Source organism: Gryllotalpicola koreensis, from assembly GCF_039538185.1.
In the GTDB taxonomy this organism is placed as follows: domain Bacteria; phylum Actinomycetota; class Actinomycetes; order Actinomycetales; family Microbacteriaceae; genus Gryllotalpicola; species Gryllotalpicola koreensis.
Genome location: NZ_BAABBW010000004.1, coordinates 198,900 through 219,267 on the forward strand (window position 1 = coordinate 198,900; position 20,368 = coordinate 219,267).

The window sequence follows — 20,368 nt, forward strand, 5'->3', positions numbered from 1 at the left end:
ATGAGTTCCGCGCCCACGCACTGGGTCCTCACCTTCGTCTGCATCGACCGGCCCGGCATCGTGCACGCCGTCAGCGGAGCGATCGTCGCCGCCCACGGCAACATCACCGAGAGCCAGCAGTTCGCCTCGGCCGACACCGGCCGCTTCTTCATGCGGCTTCAGGTCGAGGCATCCGTCGACCGCGCCGAATTCGAGGCGGCGCTCGCGCCCGTCATCGCGCGCTTCGAACTGGAGTGGAATCTCGACGTCGTGGGGCGGCCGACCAAGACGCTGATCCTCGCGTCGAAGGCAAGCCATGCGGTGAACGACCTGCTGTACCGCACCCGCAGCGGCCACCTCGAGATCGACGTGCCGCTCGTGCTCGCGAACCACCCCGACCTCGCGGGCCTCGCAGAGTTCTACGGTGTGCCGTTCGCATCGATGCCCGTGACGGATGCCGCGTCGAAGGCGGCCTTCGAGGCCCGCGTGCTCGAGGAGGTCGAGAAGCACGGCGTCGAGCTGGTAGTGCTGGCGCGGTACATGCAGATCCTCTCGCCCGAGCTGTGCGCGGCGCTCACCGGCCGGGCGATCAACATCCACCACTCGTTCCTGCCCGGGTTCAAGGGAGCGAATCCCTATCGCCAGGCGCACGCGCGCGGCGTGAAGCTCATCGGCGCGACGGCGCACTTCGTGACCTCGGATCTCGACGAGGGTCCGATCATCGAGCAGAACGTGGTGCGCGTCGACCACACCGCGACGCCGGCGCAGCTGATGGCGACCGGGCAGGACGAGGAGTCGCGCACGCTGCGCCAGGCGGTGAAGTGGTTCAGCGAGCACCGGGTGCTGCTCGACGGCGCGCGCACGATCATCTTCCGGTGAAGATGATCGCCATCGGCGCAGCCATCTTCCGGTAGGCAAGGCGCGGTCAGCGCGCCGCCGGCACAAACCGGACCCGAGCCCGATGGCTCGGCGCCAGCAGCTTCTTGTCACATGTGACCAGTTCGACGTCGAGCGCCTCAGCAAGCGCCACGTAGCTGGCGTCATAGCTGGTCAGCCCGTGACGCAGCGCCCAAACGCGCTCGGCATAAGGTTCGAATCCGTGCCGGTCGATCGCGAGTGACATGAAGTTGTGACGGGCGCTCGCCGCGCCGAAGTCGTCGAGCTTTCCCGCGAGTGAGAGACCCCGCAGCACTGACATCACTTCGACGTCGATCAGGTGCGGAGCGGCGAGGTCCTCGCGAATGACGTCGATCAGTTCAGATGCCGGTCGCCTGGCGACGAGTACTTCAACGATCGCCGACGCGTCGACGACGATCAACGCCGACTCTCATGAAGCGCCTTAAGGATTTCCTCCCGCGTAGGACCGTTCGTCCGGTCCATGGTCCTCAGTCGCTCGGCGACTTCGGCGTTGGTCGGACGCTTGGCCATCTTGACGATCTCACCGCCGACATAGGCCGAGAGCGACATTCCGGCTGCGGCCGCGCGCGCCTTGAGGACTTCGATCGCGGTGCTGTCGACGTCGCGAATATAGAGCGTGCCCATGATATTGATGCTAGCAGAGTGCAATCATTTGGATTCGGCGCAGATCCCGGAGACAGGCAGCAGCGGCTCAGGCATCCGTATCTCCCCAGCCTTTGCTCGATACCCTTGAACCCGTGACCGCACGAGAAGCCGCCGAGAGCCCGCAGCAGCCCCAGATCGGGGTGGTCGACGCCCTCCGCTTCCTCTGCGAGGTGTTCGCGATCGTGACGCTCGCGATCTGGGGATTCGTGACGTTCCCCTTCTGGCTGAATATCGTCGTCGGCATCGGCGCGCCCGTCATCGCGATCGTGCTCTGGGGCCTGTTCCGCGCGCCGAAGGCAGTGCTCGCCGTGGATCCGTTCGTGAAGGCGCTGGTCGAGATCGTCGTGATGGGCACCGCGGCATATGCCTGGGCGGACATGCATCAGTGGATCATCTTCGGCGTCTTCACCGTCGTCGCCCTCGCGACCGGCCTGATCGTGAACCGCCGGGAGTTCTGAGCATGCCCGCTGAGCTCGTCATCCACTCGGCCCGCAAGATCGACGCCGCTGGGGAGGCCGACGAGTTCTGGCTGGCCGCCGAGGGGGGCGAGATCATGGCCACGGGGACAGGCGACGGCTGGCACGCACATGCGTCGACTGCCACAGTCGTTCACGACGCCCACGGCCAGCACCTGGTGCCCGGATTCCTCGACCTGCACGGCCACGGAGCGGGCGGCTTCGCCTTCGACGACGGCGCCTACGCCATCTCGAAGGCGCTCGAGGTGCACCGCGCGCACGGCACGACCCGCTCGGTGATCAGCCTGGTCGCGAACCCGCTCGACGAGCTCACTGCCTCGCTCACCGCGATCGCCGACCTCGCCGCCGAGGACGAGCTCGTGCTCGGCGCGCATCTCGAGGGCCCGTTTCTCGCAACCGAGCGCAAGGGGGCGCACAACCCCGACTTCCTGATCGACCCGTCGCCCGCCGCTGTCGAGCGGCTCATCGCCGCCGCGCATGGCACGCTGCGGCAGATCACGCTCGCGATCGAGCGCGAGAACGCGCTCGAGGCGATCGACGTGTTCGTCGAGGCCGGCGTGCAGGTGGCCGTCGGGCACACCGAGGCGACATACGAGCAGGCATCCGCCGCCTTCGACCGCGGTGCGCGCCTGCTCACGCACGCCTTCAACGCCATGCCGGGCATCGGCCATCGCGCGCCGGGGCCGATCGTCGCCGCGCTGCAGGACCCGCGGGTGACGGTCGAGCTGATCCTCGACGGCGTGCACGTCGCGCCGCCGGTAGCTCGACTCGCGTTCGACGCAGCGCCCGGCAGGATCGCGCTCATCACGGATGCCATGGCGGCGACCGGCTCACCCGACGGCGCCTACAAGATCGGCTCGCTCGACGTCTCCGTCGTCGGCGGGGTGGCGCGGCTGCGCGAGGCGGACGGCTCCGCCGGCTCGATCGCCGGCTCGACCCTGACGCTCGACCAGGCGCTGCGCAACGCGATCGAGCTCGTGGGGTTGCCGCCGGTCGCGGCGGTCGCGGCGCTCACCACGGTGCCGGCCCACGCGCTCGGGCTCGGGCACCGCTTCGGGCTGCTCTCCCCCGGTTACGCCGCCGATGCGGTGCTGCTCGACCACGAATGGCGCGTGCGCGGCGTGTGGGCCGCGGGCGCGCGGCTCGGCTGAGCCCGGTCGTCGCGTTTGCACGGAAGCGGGCAGGTTTTGCGCGCGTTTCTGACGACCGGGCACACGCGCCCGACCCAGGTCGTCACTTAAGCACGCTTCGAGCGCTGCTGGCGTGCATTTGTGACGACCCGGGCAACCCGGCCTCAGCTCAGTCGGGGGCCTCGCCGACGCGGTCGAGCAGCGCGTGCAGGGTTTCGAGCTCAGCCTGCGAGAGCGCGTGGAACGACCTCGCCGTGACCTCGGCGGTGACCGCCTGGCCCTCCGCGAGCATCTTCTTGCCGGCATCCGTCAGCCGATGCTCGACGCGCCGGCCGTGACCGGGCGACCGCTCGACGAGCCCCTGGGCGATCAGCCGGCCTGCGAGCGCGCCGAACGACTGGTCGCTCTGGAAGGTCGTGACGGCGAGCGCGTGCGCCGAGGCCGACGGGAACTCGTCGATAGCGCGCAGCGCGTCCCACTGCACGAGGGTGGTACCGATCGCCGCGAGCGCGCGATCGGCGGCGCGGTGGTTGCGGTACTGCGCGCGCTTGAGGAGCCGGCCGGTGGTCTGCGGGGTCGCGGTCATGAATCCAGCATATCAGCTTGCGTATATAAATATGTTGATATAGCGTGAGCGCCATGACCGAGACCCCTCAGAACCCCACCGTCCTCGTCCTCCATGGCGGCGGCGGACCCGCCACCGTCGGCCCCATCGCCGCCCACCTCGCCGAGTCGGCCCACGTGCTCGCGCCGACCATTCCGGGCTGGAACGGCACCCCTCGCCCGGACGAGCTCGACAGCCCGGGTGCCCTCGCGCGCCATTTCCTGAGCGAGCTGACGGATGCCGGCGAGCACGACGTCGTCGTCATCGGCAACTCTCTCGGCGGCTGGATCGCCGCCGAGATGGCGCTCGCCGACACCGCAGGCCGCGTCGGCCGCATCGCCCTCATCGACGCGGTCGGCATCGAGGTTCCCGAGCACCCCGTGCGCGACATCGCAGGGTTGCCGCCTCAGGAGATCGCGAAGTTCAGCTTCCACGACCCGTCGAAGCTCGTCGTGCCGCCGCCGACGCCGGAAGGCCTCGCGATCGTACGCGGCAATCAGGCCGCCCTGGCTGCCGTCGCCGGCGACATGCGCGACCAGAGCCTCGGCGAGCGGCTCGGCGCGATCACGGTGCCGACGCTGGTGCTCTGGGGAGAGTCCGACGGCGTGGTCACGCCCGACTACGGGCGCGCGTTCGCCGCGGCGATTCCAGAGGCCCGCTTCGAGCTGATCCCTGAAGCCGGCCATCTGCCCCAGCTCGAGAACCCCGCCGCCGTCTTCGCGGCGCTCGACGCGTTCCTGACGGCGTAGCCGCGTCGATCGAGCGCGACTCGACCTGCACCGTCGCCTCATCAGGTTCACAAGCGCCCTGAGCCGCGCTTTCTCGCGCTCTCGATGTCGGGGGTGCCCCCTAGCGTCCAAGCATGGACATCGTGATCACTTTGTCGTTCTGGCTGATCTGCTCGCTTCTGGCGATGACAGCGGCTCTCGTGCTTGTCGTCGGTGGCCGCTCCTTGCAGCCGCCTCAATGGAACCAGACCATCTACATCGCAGCACAACAAGAGGTTGCACGACGGTTCGGACACGGAGGTCCGCGCTCGCAAGGCGAACTCGCTGCGGCGAACCGCCTCATTGGCGAAGCGCCCAGATCATCGGCGGGCAGCGATGCGGCAGCTGAAGAGGCGATGCTCCTCAGCGCAATCGCGGTGCTGACCGATGACGCGCACCACGCCAGAGTCGACACCGCCCTAACGGCACTGCGCGAAGACCTGGCGAGGTCCGCGCTTCAGCGCCAGCTGGGTCTCGTCGCGCATGTGTCCAGCGTTCACGTCGCGAGCCGACTGTGGGGCATCGCCCGAGTCGTCAATGTCTGCGCGTTCGCGAGCGTCGGGCTGATCCGGCTGCTGCGGATGGCTCTACCTCGCTTGGATCGGCGTATCGGCAGAGCCGTCAACCGCGTCACGGCATCCGGATTCGTCCTCGCCGTTCTCGCAACAGCGGTCATCTACGCCGTCACTCCCGACAAGCGCTCCTTCGAACTGTGGTCGACGGTAGGCGATGTCTCGACGGTCATCGCCGCCGTGGCGGTGGGGGCGGCGACGGGCAGGCTCTACTGGGCGTTCGCCGTCGTTCAGTACGGTCGGCCCCGGCACTGGTCGGTCAAGGGCATCTCCATCGGAGTGGCGCTGACGCTTTTCGTACTGACTATGGTTGCTCTTGATCTGTCCGGCCGATTCGGCATCTGGCTGGATCGGCTGTCCCGCTTCGAGGCCTCGGTCCGGATCGACGGACAGGTGAGTGCATGGCTCGGTTCCGGCTTGATGCTCACGTGCACGGTTCTATTCCTCAAACGCGCGTACGACTGGATTCGCGTCGCGAACATGCGAGCGAGCGATCGCTTGTGGATCGCAGCGCTCATGTGGATTTTGGCCGGCGTAGGGGCGGAAGTGGTCGTGCTCGGCACAAGAATGGGCCCGACCGTCACCGCCTGGGTACTGCGCGTATGCGGTTGGGGCGGCCTCGCGCTGGCCGGGCTGGCATGCGCACTCTGGTGCCTCGAGTGGTCGCTTCGGCTTCGCGCGCTACGCGCTTCGGGCTGGCGGGTGGCGCGGAAGGGGTTCCGATGGTGGGCACTCATCGCGTGGGTCGCCGTCGTGGGCGCCGCTTCATTCGCGTCGCCGCTGACCAGCCCAGTGGGCCCATTCGCGCACAATGCAACCGCCTATCAACTCTGCGGGGCGGCCGTCGGTATTCTCGAGCTCACTGCGGCCCTGGCCTTCTACCCGGGGGCGGTAATCACCGCCCTGTACGTGCGCAGGGTGGGCAAGGCCTATAGGGAGCTCGAGTTCAGTGCGGCGCCGCCCCATCCCGGCCTCGCAGCTCTGTGATCATCGAACGATGCCTCAGTACTTCTGCCATTCGGGTTTGTTGGCCCAGGTGTAGCGGTAGTAGTCCGCGTTGTGCAGGCGCGAGGCGGCGGCTTCGTCGACGATCACCGTCGCGTGCTCGTGCAGCTGCAGCACCGAGGCCGGGCAGGATGCCGACAGCGGGCCCTCGACCGCCGCTGCGACGGCCTCGGCCTTGCCCGAGCCCTGCGCGACCAGCACGAGGCGCTTCGCGTCCAGGATCGTGCCGAGCCCCTGCGTCACGCAGTGCGTCGGCACGGCCTCTGCCGAGTCGAAGAACCGGGCGTTGTCGGCCCGCGTCTTCGGCGTCAGCGTCTTGATGCGGGTCCGCGAGGACAGTGACGAGGTCGGCTCGTTGAACCCGATGTGCCCGTTCGCTCCGATGCCGAGGATCTGCACGTCGATGCCCCCGGCCGCCGCGATCGCCGCCTCGTACGCCGCGCACGCCGCCGGAATGTCGTCGGCGAGCCCGTCGGGCACCGACACCAGCGCTGGGTCCAGGCCCAAGGGCCGCGTCACGGTGCGATCGATGACCGCGTGATAGCTCTCGGGATGATCGAACGGCAGCCCCACGTACTCGTCCAGCGCGAACCCCCGCGTCCGCGAGAAGTTGAGCTCGCCGGCATCCGCCCGCCTGCTCAGCTCTTCGTAGATCGCAAGCGGCGACGACCCCGTCGCCAGCCCGATCACCCCATCCGGCTTGCGCGCGACGACGTCAGCGATGACGGATGCCGCAACCCGGCCCACCTCAGCCGCATCGGGCAGGATCACGATCTCCACGACGGCTCCTTCGTGTTCTGCCGCGGCCCACTCAGCGCCGCGCCGACGGCGGCCACGGGCTCGCCCGCGGGCACCAGCCGCACCCGAGAGGACAGCTCGAGCGAGCCGAGGAACTGCGAGCCGCGCGCGAGCTCGTCGAGGCTCGCACGCACGGGCTCGGCCAGCCGATCGCCCAGGTTGCTGATGCCGCCGCCGATCACGACGGTCTCGACATCCCCCGTCAGGATCAGGATGCGCACGCCGGCCGCCGCGCCGCCGATGAGCTCGGCGCGCAGCGCGACGGCGCGCTCGTCGCCGGCATCCGCCCGGTCGAAGACCTCGAGCACGGGAAGCGGTGCGTCGCCGCCCCACTTGTGCGCGACCCAGCCGCCGCCCGCGACGGTCTCGAGACAGCCGACCTGCCCGCACGCGCAGCGGATGCCCGCCGGATCGATCGGGATGTGCCCGATCTCTCCCGCTGTGCCGCGCGCGCCGCGCCACACGGCACCGTCGTTCACGAAGCCCGCCGCGACGCCGGTGCCGAGGTTGAGATAGGCCATCGAGCCGGCGAGTCCGAGCAGGTGGTACGCCCCGAGCGAGGCCGCGTTGACGTCGTTCTCGACGCGCACCGGCGCTCCGAGCCGCTCGGCGAGGATGCCGCCGAGAGCGAGCTCCTCGAGCCCGAGGTTGACCGCGTGCCGCACGACCCCGGCCTCGGCGTCGACCACGCCGGGGATGCCGATGCCGACCGAGCCGAGCGACGATGCGCTTCCTCCGGCTGCCTCGGCCGCCTGCAGCGCGGCCGACTGCGCGTTACGCAGGACCGCGTCGGGGCCGAAGCCGGTCGCGACGCGCACGCGCGCGAGCACTGCGGAGTCGTCATCGAGCGCGACGGCGTCGATCTTCGTGCCGCCGATGTCGAGCCCGAGCCTCATGCCCCTCCTCCGAGCAGGCGCAGCAGCGCCTGCCCTGCGAGCCGTGACGCTCCGAAGGTCGCGACGTCGGCGTAGGCGCGGTCGTCGCCTGGCCACCCCATGTCGATGACGAGAACGGATGCCCCATGCTCGGTCCTCGCCGCGTCGATGTAGTCCCGTGCGTAGGCGCGGCGGTGCAGGTCTTTGCCGATGATGGCGACCGGGCCACGAGGTCGTTTCGAGACAGGGCTGCGCGCTTCCTCAACGACCGGAGGCTCCCCGACGGTTGAGGAACCCGCTACAGCGGGTGTCTCGAAACCGTCGTCAGGCGCGACGACGACGTCGGCCACCGCGGCCGCCGCGAACACACCCCAGGGCGCCACCCCCACGGCGATGTTGCTCACGCTCTCGATGCGCACGACCTCATACTGCCCGCCCGCGGCGGCGATCCACTCGCGGGCGTGCGCGGAAACGTCGAAACCACCCGCGATCTCGTCGAGGTCGTACTCCGGCTGGGGCACGGGCGAGGCCGGCAGCGGCGCGGCGGAGGCTCGGGATCGCAGGCGCTCCGCGAGCAGGCGGACGCGGCGTGAGGCATCCGCCACCCGCTCCGCCGCCAGTGCGCCGGACGCGACCGCGGCGGCGACCGCCCCCGCGATCTCCTCCAGCTGCGCGGCCGAGTTGTCCGTTCCGATGCAGAGCAGGTCGACGCCCGCGGCGAGCGCCTGCACGGCGGCGCCCGGGATGCCGAGCGCGCCGGAGGCGCCCTTCATGTCGAGAGCGTCCGACACGATGACGCCGGTGAAGCCGAGCTCGTCGCGCAGCAGCCCGCGCAGGATCGGGGCGCTCATGGTCGCCGGCCGATCGGGGTCGAGCTGCGGGAGCAGGATGTGCGAGGTCATGATGAGCTCGGTGCCCGCCTCGATCGCGGCGCGGAAGGGCACGAGCTCGCGTTCGCGCAGCTCGCCGAGCGAGCGGCCGACCACGGGAAGCGCGAGGTGCGAGTCCTGCGCGGTGTCGCCATGGCCGGGGAAGTGCTTGGCCGCGGCGCCGACACCGGTCGCCTGCACGGCACCGACCCACGCCGCGGTGTGGTCGGCCACGAGGCCCGGGTCTGTGCCGAAGGAGCGCACACCGATGACCGGGTTGTCGGGGTTCGAATTGATGTCGGCATCGGGCGCGAAGGTGACGTTCACGCCGACCTCTCGCAACTGCCACCCCACGGAGCGGGCCGTGCGCTCGGTGAGGGCGAGCTCGCCGATGCGGCCGAGCAGCGCATTGCCCGGGTACGGCGCCCCGCGGTCGTAGTAGAGCCGGGTGACGTCGCCGCCCTCCTCGTCGATGGCGATGATCGCGTCGGGGTTCGCCGCCCGGATCGCAGCGGTGAGAGCGGCGGTCTGCTCGCGGCTCTCGATGTTGCCGCCGAACAGGCAGACGCCGCCGAGCCCCTCGCGCAGCAGAGCGGCGAGCCAGTCGGGCAGCGAGGTGCCGACGAAGCCCGGCAGCAGGGTGCCGAGGATCTCTGAGCGCGTGGGCTGAGACATGTTTGTTAGTAAAGCTTACGAATCTGGCGAGCCGCAACACCGGCCAGGATTTGCGACAAGCGACCAGCAACATGAACGAAACACCGGCGTTATTCCGATGTGACCAACCGGCGCTTGACTTCTGTTTGTAAGGCAGGTGTACTAACAAAACCGCAGCGCAACGGTGCCGACGGGAGGAGAACGGATGGCTCAGCAGCTCGATCATCGCCACGATGCGCGCCCCGCCCTGCGCCCGCGCCAACTGGCCGAGAAGGCGCTGCCCGAGCACAACCGCCGGCACAATCGGGCGCTCGTGCTGCAGCACCTCTTCCACACGGGGGCCATGAGCCGGGCCGATCTCGCCCGGGAATCCGGCCTCACCCGCGTCACCGTGGGCGACCTCGTCGGCGAGCTCCAGGGCGAAGGCGTCGTCCATGAGCTCGGCCAGCGCCCGGGCGCGCGCCCCGGCAAGCCGGCGACCCTCGTCGAGATCGACGCCGACGCCTTCCACATCGCGGCGATCGACCTCTCCCCGGGCGACGCGTTCGTCGGTGTGGTCACGAACCTGCGCGGCGAGGTGCTGCACCGCGTCGCGCAGCCGCTGACCGGCGCAACCGGCGAAGCCGCCATCGAAAAGGTGCTCGTGCTCGTCGCCGCGCTGATCGGCGCCGCCGGATCGCGCCTGCTCGGCATCGGCGTCGGAACCCCGGGCATCGTCGACGCGGCCGGCATCGTCGTGCAGGCGCCGAACCTCGGCTGGTACGACCTCGACCTCGGCGCCCGCATCCGCCGCGCCTTCGACTACCCCGTGCACGTCGCCAACGACGCGAACGCGGCCGCCCTCGGCATCCGCACCTTCGACGCCGACGCCGGTGACACGCTGCTCGTCGTGCGCGTGGAGCACGGCGTCGGCGCGGGCCTCGTCATCGGGGGCGGCCTCGTCCAGGGCGAGCAGTTCGCGGCCGGCGAGATCGGCCACGTCGTCGTCGACGAGAACGGCCCCGAGTGCGTGTGCGGTCGACGCGGCTGCCTCGAGGCGATCATCGCCGCGCCCCAGCTGAAGCAGCGCATCGCCGACGCCGGCGAGGGCGGAGCACAGCGGGTACTGACGGATGCCGGACGCGCGCTCGGCCTCGCCCTGAGCCCCGTCGTCGGCATCCTCAATCTCACCCTCGTCGTGCTGTCGGGGCCTGCCGAGCTGGTCGGCGGCGCGTTCATCGACGCCGCCCGGCAGACGATCGGCGCCCGCACGATGTCCGCCCTCAGCAGCGGGCTCGAGTTGCGCACCGCGACCGGCGACGAGGACCTCGTGCTGATGGGCGCCGCCGTGCTCGTGCTCCAGGGCGAGCTCGGCGTCTCATGACTTTCACCCGCACCACCCCGCAACACGCTCTACGAGGCGGCGACTTGCTCGCCGCCGAACCCAGCCACATCGAATAACCAACCGCGACGCGCCGGGCGAGGACCGGCGCGCAAAACAAACACAGGAGCAACATGCGCAAGCGCATCATGACGATCGGTGCCGTCGGCATCGCCGCCGCTCTCGCCCTGACCGCCTGCTCGTCGGGCGGCTCCGGTTCGAGCGACTCGAGCAAGGCATCCGGACCCGCGTTCTCGACGGACGGCAAGGGCAAGACCATCACGGTCTGGTCGATGAACGGCGACCTGCCCGACAACGTCCTCAAGGCCATCAACGACGAGTTCACGAAGGAGACGGGGGCGAAGGTGAAGGTGCAGACCCAGCAGTGGGACGGCATCGTCACCAAGGTCACCACGGCGCTCTCGAGCAACAACGTGCCCGACCTGATCGACGTCGGCAACACGCAGATCACGGGCTACGCCGCCACCGGCGGGCTGCTCGACATCTCGTCCCTCAAGGACGAGCTCGCCCAGGGTCAGACCTGGCTCGGCGGCCTCGTCGACCCGGCGACCGTCGACGGCAAGCTGTACGGGGTGCCCGAGCTCGCCGGCGCCCGCACGGTGATCTACAACAAGCAGCTCTGGGCGGCCGCCGGCATCACGACCGAGCCGAAGAGCTACGAGGAGTTCACCGCCGACCTCGACAAGATCAAGGCCGCGCACGCCTCCGACCCGAACTTCGCCGCGTTCTACCTGCCGGGCCAGTACTGGTACGACGGCCTGCAGTGGGTGTGGGATGCCGGCGGCAAGATCGTCTCCGGCAAGGAGGGCTCGTGGAAGGGCGAGCTGTCGAGCGCCGCCTCGATCCAGGGCCTGAACGATTTCAAGACGTTCCAGAACGCCTACTCGACCAAGGCATCGCAGACCCTCAACACCGACAAGCCCGACCAGGACCAGAACTTCGCCGACGGGCACGCCGCGACGATCGAGGGCAACGGCTGGGAGACCGGCGTGATCCTCGGCGACAACAAGAAGCTGACGGCCGACGACCTCGGCACCTTCGCCTTCCCGGGCAAGTCGGGCAGCACGCAGCCCGTCGACCTCGGCGGCTCCGACTGGGCGATCCCGGCGAAGTCGAAGAACCAGGGCCTCGCGCTGACCTGGGCGAAGATCGCCGCGTCGCCCGACATCCAGAAGCTGGTCGCCGCCGCGGGCATCATCCCAATCAGCAACGAGGCCGTGGACGCGGCATCCGCCAGCCTGACGCCGCTGCAGGTCGGCTCGTTCACCGCCGCGAAGAACTCGACCGCGACGCCGTCGGCCGTGAACTGGTCGACGGTCGAGAGCGACAAGACCATGGAGACGCTGTTCTCGTCCATCGCCTCCGGTTCGAAGTCCGTCGAAGACGCGGCCAAGGCCGCGGACACCGCGATCGAGTCCGACCTGAACAAGTGACCGTCGGACAGACCGAAGCGAACGCCGCCGGGGAGATCACTCCCCGGCGGCTTCGCCCCGCCGCCCCGGGACTGAGGCGCAAGGCATCCGCCGGCATGCATGTGCCCGCGATCCTGCTGACGCCCGCCGGGCTCGTGATCGCGGCGCTCACCCTGGTGCCGATCGGCTACCTCTTCTTCACGTCGTTCACCGACTACGACAAGCGCACCCTGTTCACGGGCGTCTTCAACTTCGTCGGGTTCCAGCAGTACGCCGGCATCCTGTCATCGGCGGATTTCTGGGCGGCGCTCGTGCGCACCGTGCTGTTCACCGGCGCCATGGTCGCGGGCAGCGTCGTCATCGGCATGGGCGTCTCGCAGCTGATGCTGCGCCTCGGCGTGGTCGTGCGCTATCTCGTCACGATCGTGCTCATCGTCGCCTGGGCCATGCCCAATGTCGCGACCTCGAAGGTCTGGGTGTGGCTCTTCCAACCCGGCTACGGCGTCATCCCGTGGCTGATCACCCAGTTGCGCGTCTTCGGCGACGTCACCCAGACGGACTTCACCAACGACTTCTGGGGCGCGCTCATCATCATCTGGGCGCTCGTGGTCTGGCAGGCGGTGCCGTTCATCGCGCTCACGCTCTACGCCGCGCAGACCCAGATCGACCAGTCCATGATCGAGGCGGCCCGCATCGACGGCGCGAGCGAGTGGCGGGTCTACATCAGCATCACGCTGCCGTTCCTGCGCCCGACGCTCGGCCTCATGACGATCCTCTCGATCATCTGGGACTTCAACGTCATCAACCAGATCATCCTCGTCGCGGGAGTCCAGGTGCTGAAGCCGATCGCGACGCTCGGCGTCTGGTCGTACCTCGTCGCGTTCCAGAGCTCCGACGTCGGCATGGGCGCCGCCATCGCGGTCATCACCATGATCCTGCTGCTCGGCATCACCTCGATCTACATCCGCAGCCTGCTGAAGAGCGGGGAGGAGTTCTGATGGCCGGCCCGTCCTCATCTCGGTCGAGCGGCCGCGGCATCCGTCGTCGTCGCCGTGTCAACTGGGGCTCCAACATCGTCGCGATCGTCTTCGCGATCGTGTGGGTGTTCCCCGTCTACTGGATGCTCAACACCGCGTTCAAGCCGCGCGACGAGGTGATGACCGAGACGCCGCACTTCTGGCCGAGCCACCTCGACGCAGCCAACTTCGTGGCGGCGATCGCGCAGTCGTCGTTCCTGCAGGATCTGCGCAACAGCCTCATCGCCGTGCTCTCGACGCTCGTCATCGCGCTCCTGCTCGGCATGTTCGCCTCGGCGGCGCTCACCCGGTTCCGCTTCCGCGGGCGCAAGGTGATCCTCGTCGTGATCCTCGCCGTGCAGATGCTGCCCGCGACGGCGCTGCTCATCCCCCAGTTCCTGGTCTTCAACCACCTGAACCTGACGGGCACCTACATCGGGCTGATCCTCGCCTATGTGGCATCCGTTCTGCCCTTCTCGATCTGGGTCATGCGCGGATTCTTCCTCGCGATCCCCGTCGAGCTCGAGGAGGCCGCCGCGATCGACGGCGCGGGCTCGTGGCGCATCCTGTTCTCGGTGCTGTTCCCGCTCGTCACGCCGGGCATCATCGCGTCGAGCATCTTCGCGTTCATCGCGGCGTGGAACGACTACCTGACGGCGTACGTCTTCATGTCGGATTCCTCGATGTACACGCTGCCGCTGTGGCTCGCGTCGTTCACGACGCCGACGGGCGGCACCGACTACGGGGCCCAGATGGCGGCATCCGTCGTCTTCTCGCTGCCTGTCGTGGTGTTCTTCCTGATCATCCAGCGCAACCTGGTGAGCGGCATCTCGGCCGGGGCGGTCAAGGGCTAGCGGCGGGCGCCCAGCCAGCGGGTGTCGCTCATATGCCGGATGTGACATTCCGGCGCGTCGAGTCGTGAGTTGAGGCGCGGGTCAGCCCCGGCGCGAACGCAGTGTCACGAGCTGGAACGGGCGCAGGGTGAGACGGATGCCGGAGCCGGGGTCGCCCGCCAACGCGCTCGGCTCGACCCGCTGCTCGAGCAGGTCGGTCTCGTAGACCTCTGCCGCGTCGAATCCAAGGGTGAGCGCCGTGGTCGCCCTGCCCCCGCGCGACTCGTACAGCCGCACGACGAGATCGCCCGAGCGGTCTTCCGCAAGCTTGACGGACTCGATCACGACCGCCGGGTTCTCGGTCACGACGAGGGCGGCGACCTCGCCGCTCGTCTCCCGCGCAGGCAGGTTCACCCGGTAGCCCTCGCGGATCGCATCGGCCACGCTCGCGCCCGGCGTGAAACTCGCTGTGAAGCGGTGCGCGCCCTGATCTGCTTCCGGGTCGGGGAACAGCGGCGCCCGCAGCAGCGACTGCCGCACGAGCGTGAACACCCCTCCCCCGTCGCGCGCGAGGCGGGTCACGTCGTGGCCGTAGCTCGCGTCGTTCGCGACCGCCGCGCCATAGCCGGCCTCGCCCACGTGCACCCAGCGGTGGGCGCTCGTCTCGAAGCGGGCGAAGTCCCATGAGGTGTTCTCCGCGATCGGTCGCGCCAGGTGACCGAACTGGATCTCGGATTCCGCGCGATCGGCCTGCACGTCGACCGGGAAGGCGAGCTTCAGCAGCCGCTGGCGCTCGTGCCAGTCGATGTCGAGCTCGATCTGCAGGGTCGGCGAGCCCGGCACGAGCGTGATGCGCTCCTCGATGCGGGACTCGCCGACGCGGTGGGCGACGCGCAGCTCTGGGCCGGCATCCGTGATCGTCAGCTCGACCTTCTCAGGACTGTCGAGCACGTGGCCGTCGCGCCGGTAATGGCGGTCAAGGTCCCACGCGTCCCACTGCGTCGGAGTGTCGCGGAACAGCTGCAGTTCGGCGCCGCGCTGCCCGGGCGGGACGGATTCGCGTCCGTTTTCCGCGTCGACCGCCGACACCACCCGGCCGGCCGCGTCGAACGCGAAACGGGCATGCGCGTTCTCGAGCACGAAGCCGTCGCCTGCGGCGCGGGCGGTCGGGGTATCCGGCTCACTCGTCGCCGCGATCGCGCCTGCCGCGACGCCGTCGCGCGCGAACGGGCCCGCGTTCGCGGCCGCCGCATGCCGCCCGCCATCGCCGAGCACCGCGAGCGCTCGGCCGATGATCGCCTCGAGCGCGGCCTCGACCCGCTCGTACTCCGCCTCGGCGACGCGGTAGACCCATGCGATCGCGGAGCCCGGCAGGATGTCGTGGAACTGGTTCAGCAGCACGGTCTGCCAGCACGCCTCGAGCTCGTCGTAGGGGTACTCGGCGCCCGTCCGGATCGCGGCCTGCGCCGACCACAGCTCGGCCTCGCGCAGCAGATGCTCGCTGCGCCGGTTGTGGCGCTTGGTGCGCGCCTGGCTCGTGTACGTGCCGCGGTGGAACTCGAGATAGAGCTCGCCGTTCCACACTGGCGGTGCCGGGTACTCGGCCACCGCCTCGCGGAAGAACTCGCCCGGCGTGCCGAACCGGACCGCAGGCGAGCCCTCGAGGTCGGCGGCGATGCGGCCGGCCGCGATCATGTCGCGCGTGGGTCCGCCCCCGCCGTCGCCGAAGCCGAACGGCACGAGCGAGGAGTTCGCGCGCCCCTTCTCGGCGTAGTTCGACTCTGCACGCGCCAGGTCGCCGGCCGACAGGTCGGAGTTGTAGGTGTTCACGGGCGGGAAGTGAGTGAGGATCCTGGTGCCGTCGATGCCCTCCCACAGGAAGGTGTGGTGCGGGAACACGTCGGTCTCGTTCCACGAGATCTTCTGCGTGAGGAACGTGGAGGCGCCGGCTGCGCGGGCGATCTGCGGCAGGGCGCCCGTGTAGCCGAAGGAGTCGGGCAGCCACACGGTCTCGGTGCCCACCCCGAACTCCTCGCGGAAGAAACGCGCACCCGCGACGAACTGCCGTGCCAGCGCCTCGCCGCCGGGCAGGTTGGTGTCGGATTCCACCCACATGCCGCCGACCGGCACGAAGCGCCCCTCGGCGACTCGGGCTCTGATCCGTTCGAACAGCTCGGGGTAGGAGTCCTTCATCCACCGGTACTGCACCGCCGACGACGCGGCGAACACGAAGTCGGGATCCTCGTCCATCAGCCGCAGCACGTTCGAGAACGTGCGGGCCACCTTGCGCACTGTCTCGCGCACGGGCCACAGCCACGCCGAGTCGATGTGCGCGTGGCCGACGGCCGTCACGCGGTGGGCGGATGCATTGGCCGGCTTGTCGAGGGCGGGGCGCAGCACGGCGCGGCCCGCTCGCGCGGTTCCGGGGATGTCCCTCGGGTCCATCGCGTCGATGAGGTCTTCGAGCGCCCGCAGGATCTCGGCGCCACGCGTCGTGCCCGACCCCAGCACGTCGGCGAGGCCGAGCAGCGCGATGACCTCCTGTTCAAGCTGCCACACCTCGGTGTCGCGCAGCGCGAGCTCGAGCCGCCGCAGCTTGTAGATCGGTCCGTCGCCTGCGGTCAGTTTGTCGCCCATCACGGTCGGCCGGAACAGCCAGTCGCCGCCGACGTCGGGGTTCGACGCCGCCTCGATGAAGAGCTCGACCCGGTCACCCGACGCTCCCGCCGGCACATAGCCGTTGCGGGGTTCGATGGCCTTCACGATCACACCCTCCGGCGACCACACCAGACCCTCGGCCTGGAAGCCGGGCTGGCGCTCGGTGAAGCCCAGGTCGACGAGCACTTCTGCGCGGGCGCCGCCGGCCTGGGCATCCTCCCACTCGCTCGGCACGTCGCCCGTGACATGGAACCAGGTCGTGCCCCACGGCCGCCCCCATGGGCTGCCGAGCGTGAACGGCGCATATGATGCGCCCGGCCCCGTCGCCTCGGCGAAGGGCACCGGCTCGTCGGGCACCTCCCACGCGGTGATCTCGAGCGGCGCGCTCGCGCGGTACACCGCCGGGGCGATGCGCTCGAGCAGGAAGCGCTGGATTCGGGCGCGGACAAGCGCGGAGTCGTCGTGCACAGGTGGTCTCCTTGTGGGGTGGATCGGATCGAGTCGGTCGGGTCGGGTCGGCGTCAGCCTTTGACGGCGCCCGCGAGCGCGGAGCCGCCGCCGAGGACACGTGACGTGAAGACGTACAGGGCCAACACCGGCACGGAGTAGACGAGAGAGAACGCGGCGAGCTGGCCGTACATGACCGAGCCGTACTGACCGAAGAAGGCGAAGATGCTGACCGCCGCCGGGAACTTCTCGGGGCTCAGCAGCAGGATGAACGGCACGAAGAAGTTGCCCCACGCCTGCACGAACACGAAGACGAAAACGACGGCGATGCCCGGTCGCATGAGCGGCACGACGACGTGCCAGAGCGTGCTCATCATCGACGCCCCGTCCGACCACGCCGCCTCTTCGAGCACGATCGGCACCGAGTCCATGAAGTTCTTCATCATCCAGATCGCCATCGGCAGGCTCGTCGCCGCCATGAACAGCACGACGCCCGGCTCGGAGTCGATCAGGTTCAGCCCGACGAACAGGCTGTAGACCGGCACCATCATCGCGGTGATCGGAAGACAGGTGCCGAACAGCACCCCGTAGAGGAACGGGCGGTTCAGACGCATCCGATATCTCGACAGGGGGTAGGCCGCGAGCACGGCGACCGCCACCGTGATGATCGCGCAGCCCAGCGAGATCATCATGCTGTTCCACAGTGGAACGTAGGCGAGGTTCGGCGTGAGCACCGCCTGGTAGTTGGCGAGCGACCAGTGCGCGGGCCACTTGAGCGTCAGACTGGCGTGGTCGTCGAACGAGGCGATGAGCAGCCAGAGCAGCGGCAGCGCGAAGCACACCGCGATCAGCGCCAGGATCGAGTTCGACGTCCACTTGAGGTGCCGCCCGCTCGGCGAGGTCATGGCCATGTCAGTCCACCTCCGGTTTGAGGGCGCGCAGGTAGATCACCGAGAACACGGCGCCGACCACGAGCAGGATCGTCGCGATCGCGGTGCCGAGGCCGAGTTGCGAGAACTTGAAGGCCTGCTGGTACGCGAGGATCGGCAGCGTCGAGCTGTCGGTGCCTGGACCGCCGCCGGTCATCACGAAGATGAGCGTGAAGACCGACAGCGTCTGCAGGGTGGTCAGCATCAGATTCGTCGAGATGCTGCGGCGGATGAGGGGCAACGTGATGAACACGAGCCGCTTGCCGCCGCCCGCGCCGTCCATCTCGGCGGATTCCTGCACGTCGTCGGGCACGTCGGAGAGCGCCGCCGAGTACACGAGCATCGAAAAGGCGGTGCCGCGCCAGATGTTCGCGAGGATCACGGCGAGCATGGGCAGGCTGTAAAGCCAATTGGGGCCGGGGATGCCTGCGAGCCCGAGGATCTCGTTGAGGGTGCCGTCCGAGTGGAAGAACGCGTAGGCCGCGAACGCCGCGACGATCTCGGGCAAAACCCATGACGTGACGACGAAGGTGCCGACGACGCCCCGCATCACCCGGCTGGCGCGTTCCATGAGCAGGGCGAGCCCGAGGCCGAGCCCGTTCTGCCCGATGACGGCCGACCCGATCAGGAAGATCACGGTGAGCAGCACCGACTTGAAGAAGTCGGGCGTGCGGAACAGCTGCGCGTAGTTGTCGAAACCGACGAAGTGCGTCTGCTGCGCTGCGGCGCCCGTGAGCGCCGAATTCGTGAACGAGCCGTAGAACGAGGCGATCACAGGCCCGACGAGGAAGACGGCGAGCAGGATCGTCGCGGGTAGCAGAGGGACGGTTCTGCCTGCGGTGCGCAGAGGGTGCCTGCGCGGGCGGGGGTTCCCAGGACCCCGCCCGCGCGTGCTCTTCTGCAGTGCGGTGGTCGGTAGCGCTGTCGCCATGCCCAGCCCTACTTCGTCACGACGTTCTTCGCCCCGACCGCCTGTTTCAGCGCGTCATCATAGGCCTTGGCTGCCTGCTGCGGCGACTGTTGACCGGTCATGACGGATTCCATCGCGACCTGGATCGCGTTCGACACCTTGGGGTAATCCGAGGTCGCCGGCCGGAAATGCGTCACAGGCACGAGGCTCGAGAAGAAGGCGTTGGTCGGGTTCGAGCTCGTGTACTTCGGGTCGCTCGCCACATCGGTGCGCACGGGGATCTGCGTGTCGAGGATGTCGAACTTGAGCGAGTTCTCTTTGTTGAGCGCGAGCTTGATGAAGTTCCACGCGGCTTCTTTGTTCTTCGACTTGGAGCCGAGAGCGAGCGTCCAACCGCCCGACATGCTGACTTTGCCCGGCGCCTGCCCGTTCTGGGTGGGCATGGCCGTCCAGCCCATCGTGGTCTCCCAGTCCTTCCACGGCGCGGCTCCGCTCGAGATCCAGTTCTGGCTCTGCCATGAGCCGTCGAGGTCGATCGCGAGCTTGCCCTGCGGAATCCACTGGCCCGAGATCTCGGTGCCGACATTCACGTCGAGCGCCTGCTGCGGGGTCGGGCCGAGCTTGTCCTGGTAGACGGTCTGCACGAACTGCAGCGCGTCGGTGAACCCCTTCGAGCCCGAGACCCACTTGCCGTCGGAGTCCGTCAGCTGGTCCGCCGTGCCGTAGAGCAGCATCTCGAAGCCCTGCATGGTCGACGCCTCGCCTTGCGGCTTCCCGGAGTACACGTTGAGCGGGATGACGCCCGGCTCGGCCGCTTTGATCTTCTTCGCCGCGTCGAGCACATCGGCCCAGGTCTTCGGCTGCCACGGCACGGGAATGCCTGCCTTCTGAAGCAGCGTCTTGTTGTACCAGAGCCCGCGGGTGTCGGTGCCGAGCGAGACGCCGTATATCTTGCCGTCGTCGCCCTGACCGGCCTGGCGAGCGTTGTCGGGGAACTGCTTCCAGTCGCTCCACTTGGCGACGTACGAGTCGAGCGGCTCGAGATAGCCGGCCTCGGCGTCCGCCTTGATGAGGAAGGTGTCCTCGTAGAGGACGTCGGGGGCGGTTGCCGCTGCCTTGTTCATCAGCGCGAGCTTCGTGTAGTAGTCGTTCTCGGCCGCCTGAATCGGCACGAGTTGGACCTTCACGCCCTTGTTCTGCGCCTCGAACTGCTTCGCCACGTCTTTCATCTGGGTGTCCATCTGCGTGAAGTTGCCGAACTTCTGGTACGCGATCTTGATGGTGCCGCCGCTTGAGGACGAGACGCTGCCCGGGGCGGAGCAGCCGGCGAGGACCAGCGCGGCTGCGGCGCCGGTGGCGAGTGCTAAAGCCAAGCGTTTCATGATGCTCCCTTGCGTCATGTGTGCTGCAGAGCTCGGCCCGATATTGGTCGAGCGCATTTACTAAATCATTTGGATTTAAACGGCGCAAGGGGTTTGCGCCTCATTCCG

At 68.8% G+C, this 20,368-nt stretch carries 19 protein-coding genes; 9 read left to right on the forward strand and 10 right to left on the reverse strand.

The window, feature by feature from the left end; all coding sequences use genetic code 11:
- Positions 1–858 carry a formyltetrahydrofolate deformylase gene (gene purU / locus ABD708_RS12795; RefSeq protein WP_344755019.1) on the forward strand — a complete coding sequence of 286 codons (858 nt, stop codon included), beginning with the start codon at positions 1–3 and terminating at the stop codon, positions 856–858.
- A 46-nt stretch (positions 859–904) separates the two neighbouring features.
- On the opposite strand, the gene ABD708_RS12800 is transcribed toward purU, so the two are convergent.
- Together ABD708_RS12800 and ABD708_RS12805 are read right to left on the reverse strand one after the other, a co-directional pair.
- Complete coding sequence (locus ABD708_RS12800) at positions 905–1,297, reverse strand: type II toxin-antitoxin system VapC family toxin (protein ID WP_344755021.1); 393 nt, start codon at positions 1,295–1,297, stop codon at positions 905–907.
- The gene (locus tag ABD708_RS12805) at positions 1,294–1,521 is read right to left on the reverse strand and encodes an antitoxin (protein ID WP_344755023.1); all 228 of its coding nucleotides are present in this window, start codon (positions 1,519–1,521) and stop codon (positions 1,294–1,296) included. Before ABD708_RS12805 ends, ABD708_RS12800 begins: the two co-directional genes overlap by 4 nt.
- 113 nt (positions 1,522–1,634) lie before the next feature.
- Between ABD708_RS12805 and ABD708_RS12810 the strand changes: the two genes are divergently transcribed.
- Positions 1,635–2,000 carry a YrdB family protein gene (locus ABD708_RS12810; protein WP_344755025.1) on the forward strand — a complete coding sequence of 122 codons (366 nt, stop codon included), beginning with the start codon at positions 1,635–1,637 and terminating at the stop codon, positions 1,998–2,000.
- Positions 2,001–2,002: 2 nt separating this feature from the next.
- On the forward strand, positions 2,003–3,169 hold the full coding sequence (gene nagA, locus ABD708_RS12815; RefSeq protein WP_344755027.1) for an N-acetylglucosamine-6-phosphate deacetylase: 1,167 nt from the start codon (positions 2,003–2,005) through the stop codon (positions 3,167–3,169).
- Positions 3,170–3,317: 148 nt separating this feature from the next.
- Here the strand turns inward: nagA and ABD708_RS12820 are convergent, their stop codons facing one another.
- Positions 3,318–3,734, reverse strand: a complete 417-nt coding sequence (locus tag ABD708_RS12820) for a MarR family winged helix-turn-helix transcriptional regulator (RefSeq protein ID WP_344755029.1) — start codon at positions 3,732–3,734, stop codon at positions 3,318–3,320.
- Positions 3,735–3,787: 53 nt separating this feature from the next.
- Between ABD708_RS12820 and ABD708_RS12825 the strand changes: the two genes are divergently transcribed.
- Both ABD708_RS12825 and ABD708_RS12830 read left to right on the forward strand, forming a co-directional pair.
- Positions 3,788–4,501 (forward strand): alpha/beta fold hydrolase, encoded by a 714-nt coding sequence (locus tag ABD708_RS12825; RefSeq protein WP_344755031.1) that lies wholly within the window; start codon positions 3,788–3,790, stop codon positions 4,499–4,501.
- 113 nt (positions 4,502–4,614) lie between these two features.
- Positions 4,615–6,078 carry a hypothetical protein gene (locus ABD708_RS12830; RefSeq protein WP_344755033.1) on the forward strand — a complete coding sequence of 488 codons (1,464 nt, stop codon included), beginning with the start codon at positions 4,615–4,617 and terminating at the stop codon, positions 6,076–6,078.
- Between the two features lie 15 nt (positions 6,079–6,093).
- Here the strand turns inward: ABD708_RS12830 and nagB are convergent, their stop codons facing one another.
- From nagB to ABD708_RS12845, 3 genes are read right to left on the reverse strand one after another with little or no spacing between them, the layout of a single operon-like run.
- Positions 6,094–6,876: a glucosamine-6-phosphate deaminase gene (gene nagB, locus ABD708_RS12835; RefSeq protein ID WP_344755035.1), complete on the reverse strand. Its 783-nt coding sequence runs from the start codon at positions 6,874–6,876 to the stop codon at positions 6,094–6,096.
- A complete protein-coding gene (locus ABD708_RS12840; protein WP_344755037.1) occupies positions 6,864–7,790 on the reverse strand; it encodes an ROK family protein in 927 nt (308 codons plus the stop codon). Before ABD708_RS12840 ends, nagB begins: the two co-directional genes overlap by 13 nt.
- Entirely contained in the window at positions 7,787–9,313 is a 1,527-nt protein-coding gene (locus tag ABD708_RS12845; protein WP_344755039.1) for a glycoside hydrolase family 3 protein, read from the reverse strand. The genes ABD708_RS12840 and ABD708_RS12845 overlap by 4 nt, the downstream gene beginning before the upstream one ends.
- 184 nt (positions 9,314–9,497) lie before the next feature.
- On the opposite strand from ABD708_RS12845, the gene ABD708_RS12850 reads away from it, so the two are divergent.
- From ABD708_RS12850 to ABD708_RS12865, 4 genes are all read left to right on the forward strand, one after another.
- Positions 9,498–10,655, forward strand: a complete 1,158-nt coding sequence (locus ABD708_RS12850; RefSeq protein ID WP_344755041.1) for an ROK family protein — start codon at positions 9,498–9,500, stop codon at positions 10,653–10,655.
- Between the two features lie 131 nt (positions 10,656–10,786).
- Positions 10,787–12,106: an extracellular solute-binding protein gene (locus ABD708_RS12855; protein WP_344755043.1), complete on the forward strand. Its 1,320-nt coding sequence runs from the start codon at positions 10,787–10,789 to the stop codon at positions 12,104–12,106.
- A complete protein-coding gene (locus ABD708_RS12860) occupies positions 12,103–13,083 on the forward strand; it encodes a carbohydrate ABC transporter permease (protein WP_344755045.1) in 981 nt (326 codons plus the stop codon). Before ABD708_RS12855 ends, ABD708_RS12860 begins: the two co-directional genes overlap by 4 nt.
- Positions 13,083–13,955 carry a carbohydrate ABC transporter permease gene (locus ABD708_RS12865; protein WP_344755047.1) on the forward strand — a complete coding sequence of 291 codons (873 nt, stop codon included), beginning with the start codon at positions 13,083–13,085 and terminating at the stop codon, positions 13,953–13,955. Before ABD708_RS12860 ends, ABD708_RS12865 begins: the two co-directional genes overlap by 1 nt.
- A gap of 81 nt (positions 13,956–14,036) precedes the next feature.
- Here the strand turns inward: ABD708_RS12865 and ABD708_RS12870 are convergent, their stop codons facing one another.
- From ABD708_RS12870 to ABD708_RS12885, 4 genes are read right to left on the reverse strand one after another with little or no spacing between them, the layout of a single operon-like run.
- Positions 14,037–17,060 carry an alpha-mannosidase gene (locus ABD708_RS12870; protein ID WP_344755049.1) on the reverse strand — a complete coding sequence of 1,008 codons (3,024 nt, stop codon included), beginning with the start codon at positions 17,058–17,060 and terminating at the stop codon, positions 14,037–14,039.
- A 53-nt stretch (positions 17,061–17,113) separates the two neighbouring features.
- The gene (locus ABD708_RS12875) at positions 17,114–17,950 is read right to left on the reverse strand and encodes a carbohydrate ABC transporter permease (RefSeq protein WP_344755051.1); all 837 of its coding nucleotides are present in this window, start codon (positions 17,948–17,950) and stop codon (positions 17,114–17,116) included.
- Between the two features lies 1 nt (position 17,951).
- Positions 17,952–18,899, reverse strand: coding sequence for a carbohydrate ABC transporter permease (locus ABD708_RS12880; protein WP_344755053.1), 948 nt, complete (start codon positions 18,897–18,899; stop codon positions 17,952–17,954).
- Between the two features lie 8 nt (positions 18,900–18,907).
- Complete coding sequence (locus tag ABD708_RS12885; protein ID WP_344755055.1) at positions 18,908–20,260, reverse strand: extracellular solute-binding protein; 1,353 nt, start codon at positions 20,258–20,260, stop codon at positions 18,908–18,910.
- Positions 20,261–20,368: the final 108 nt, after the last annotated feature.

Excerpts from the sequence above, each read along its gene's own strand:
- purU (WP_344755019.1), top strand. The coding sequence starts at position 1 with ATGAGTTCCGCGCCCACGCACTGGGTCCTCACCTTCGTCTGCATCGAC.
- ABD708_RS12805 (WP_344755023.1), bottom strand. The coding sequence starts at position 1,521 with ATGGGCACGCTCTATATTCGCGACGTCGACAGCACCGCGATCGAAGTC.
- nagA (WP_344755027.1), top strand. The coding sequence starts at position 2,003 with ATGCCCGCTGAGCTCGTCATCCACTCGGCCCGCAAGATCGACGCCGCT.
- ABD708_RS12820 (WP_344755029.1), bottom strand. The coding sequence starts at position 3,734 with ATGACCGCGACCCCGCAGACCACCGGCCGGCTCCTCAAGCGCGCGCAG.
- ABD708_RS12825 (WP_344755031.1), top strand. The coding sequence starts at position 3,788 with ATGACCGAGACCCCTCAGAACCCCACCGTCCTCGTCCTCCATGGCGGC.
- ABD708_RS12830 (WP_344755033.1), top strand. The coding sequence starts at position 4,615 with ATGGACATCGTGATCACTTTGTCGTTCTGGCTGATCTGCTCGCTTCTG.
- ABD708_RS12840 (WP_344755037.1), bottom strand. The coding sequence starts at position 7,790 with ATGAGGCTCGGGCTCGACATCGGCGGCACGAAGATCGACGCCGTCGCG.
- ABD708_RS12845 (WP_344755039.1), bottom strand. The coding sequence starts at position 9,313 with ATGTCTCAGCCCACGCGCTCAGAGATCCTCGGCACCCTGCTGCCGGGC.
- ABD708_RS12850 (WP_344755041.1), top strand. The coding sequence starts at position 9,498 with ATGGCTCAGCAGCTCGATCATCGCCACGATGCGCGCCCCGCCCTGCGC.
- ABD708_RS12855 (WP_344755043.1), top strand. The coding sequence starts at position 10,787 with ATGCGCAAGCGCATCATGACGATCGGTGCCGTCGGCATCGCCGCCGCT.
- ABD708_RS12865 (WP_344755047.1), top strand. The coding sequence starts at position 13,083 with ATGGCCGGCCCGTCCTCATCTCGGTCGAGCGGCCGCGGCATCCGTCGT.
- ABD708_RS12875 (WP_344755051.1), bottom strand. The coding sequence starts at position 17,950 with ATGGCCATGACCTCGCCGAGCGGGCGGCACCTCAAGTGGACGTCGAAC.
- ABD708_RS12880 (WP_344755053.1), bottom strand. The coding sequence starts at position 18,899 with ATGGCGACAGCGCTACCGACCACCGCACTGCAGAAGAGCACGCGCGGG.
- ABD708_RS12885 (WP_344755055.1), bottom strand. The coding sequence starts at position 20,260 with ATGAAACGCTTGGCTTTAGCACTCGCCACCGGCGCCGCAGCCGCGCTG.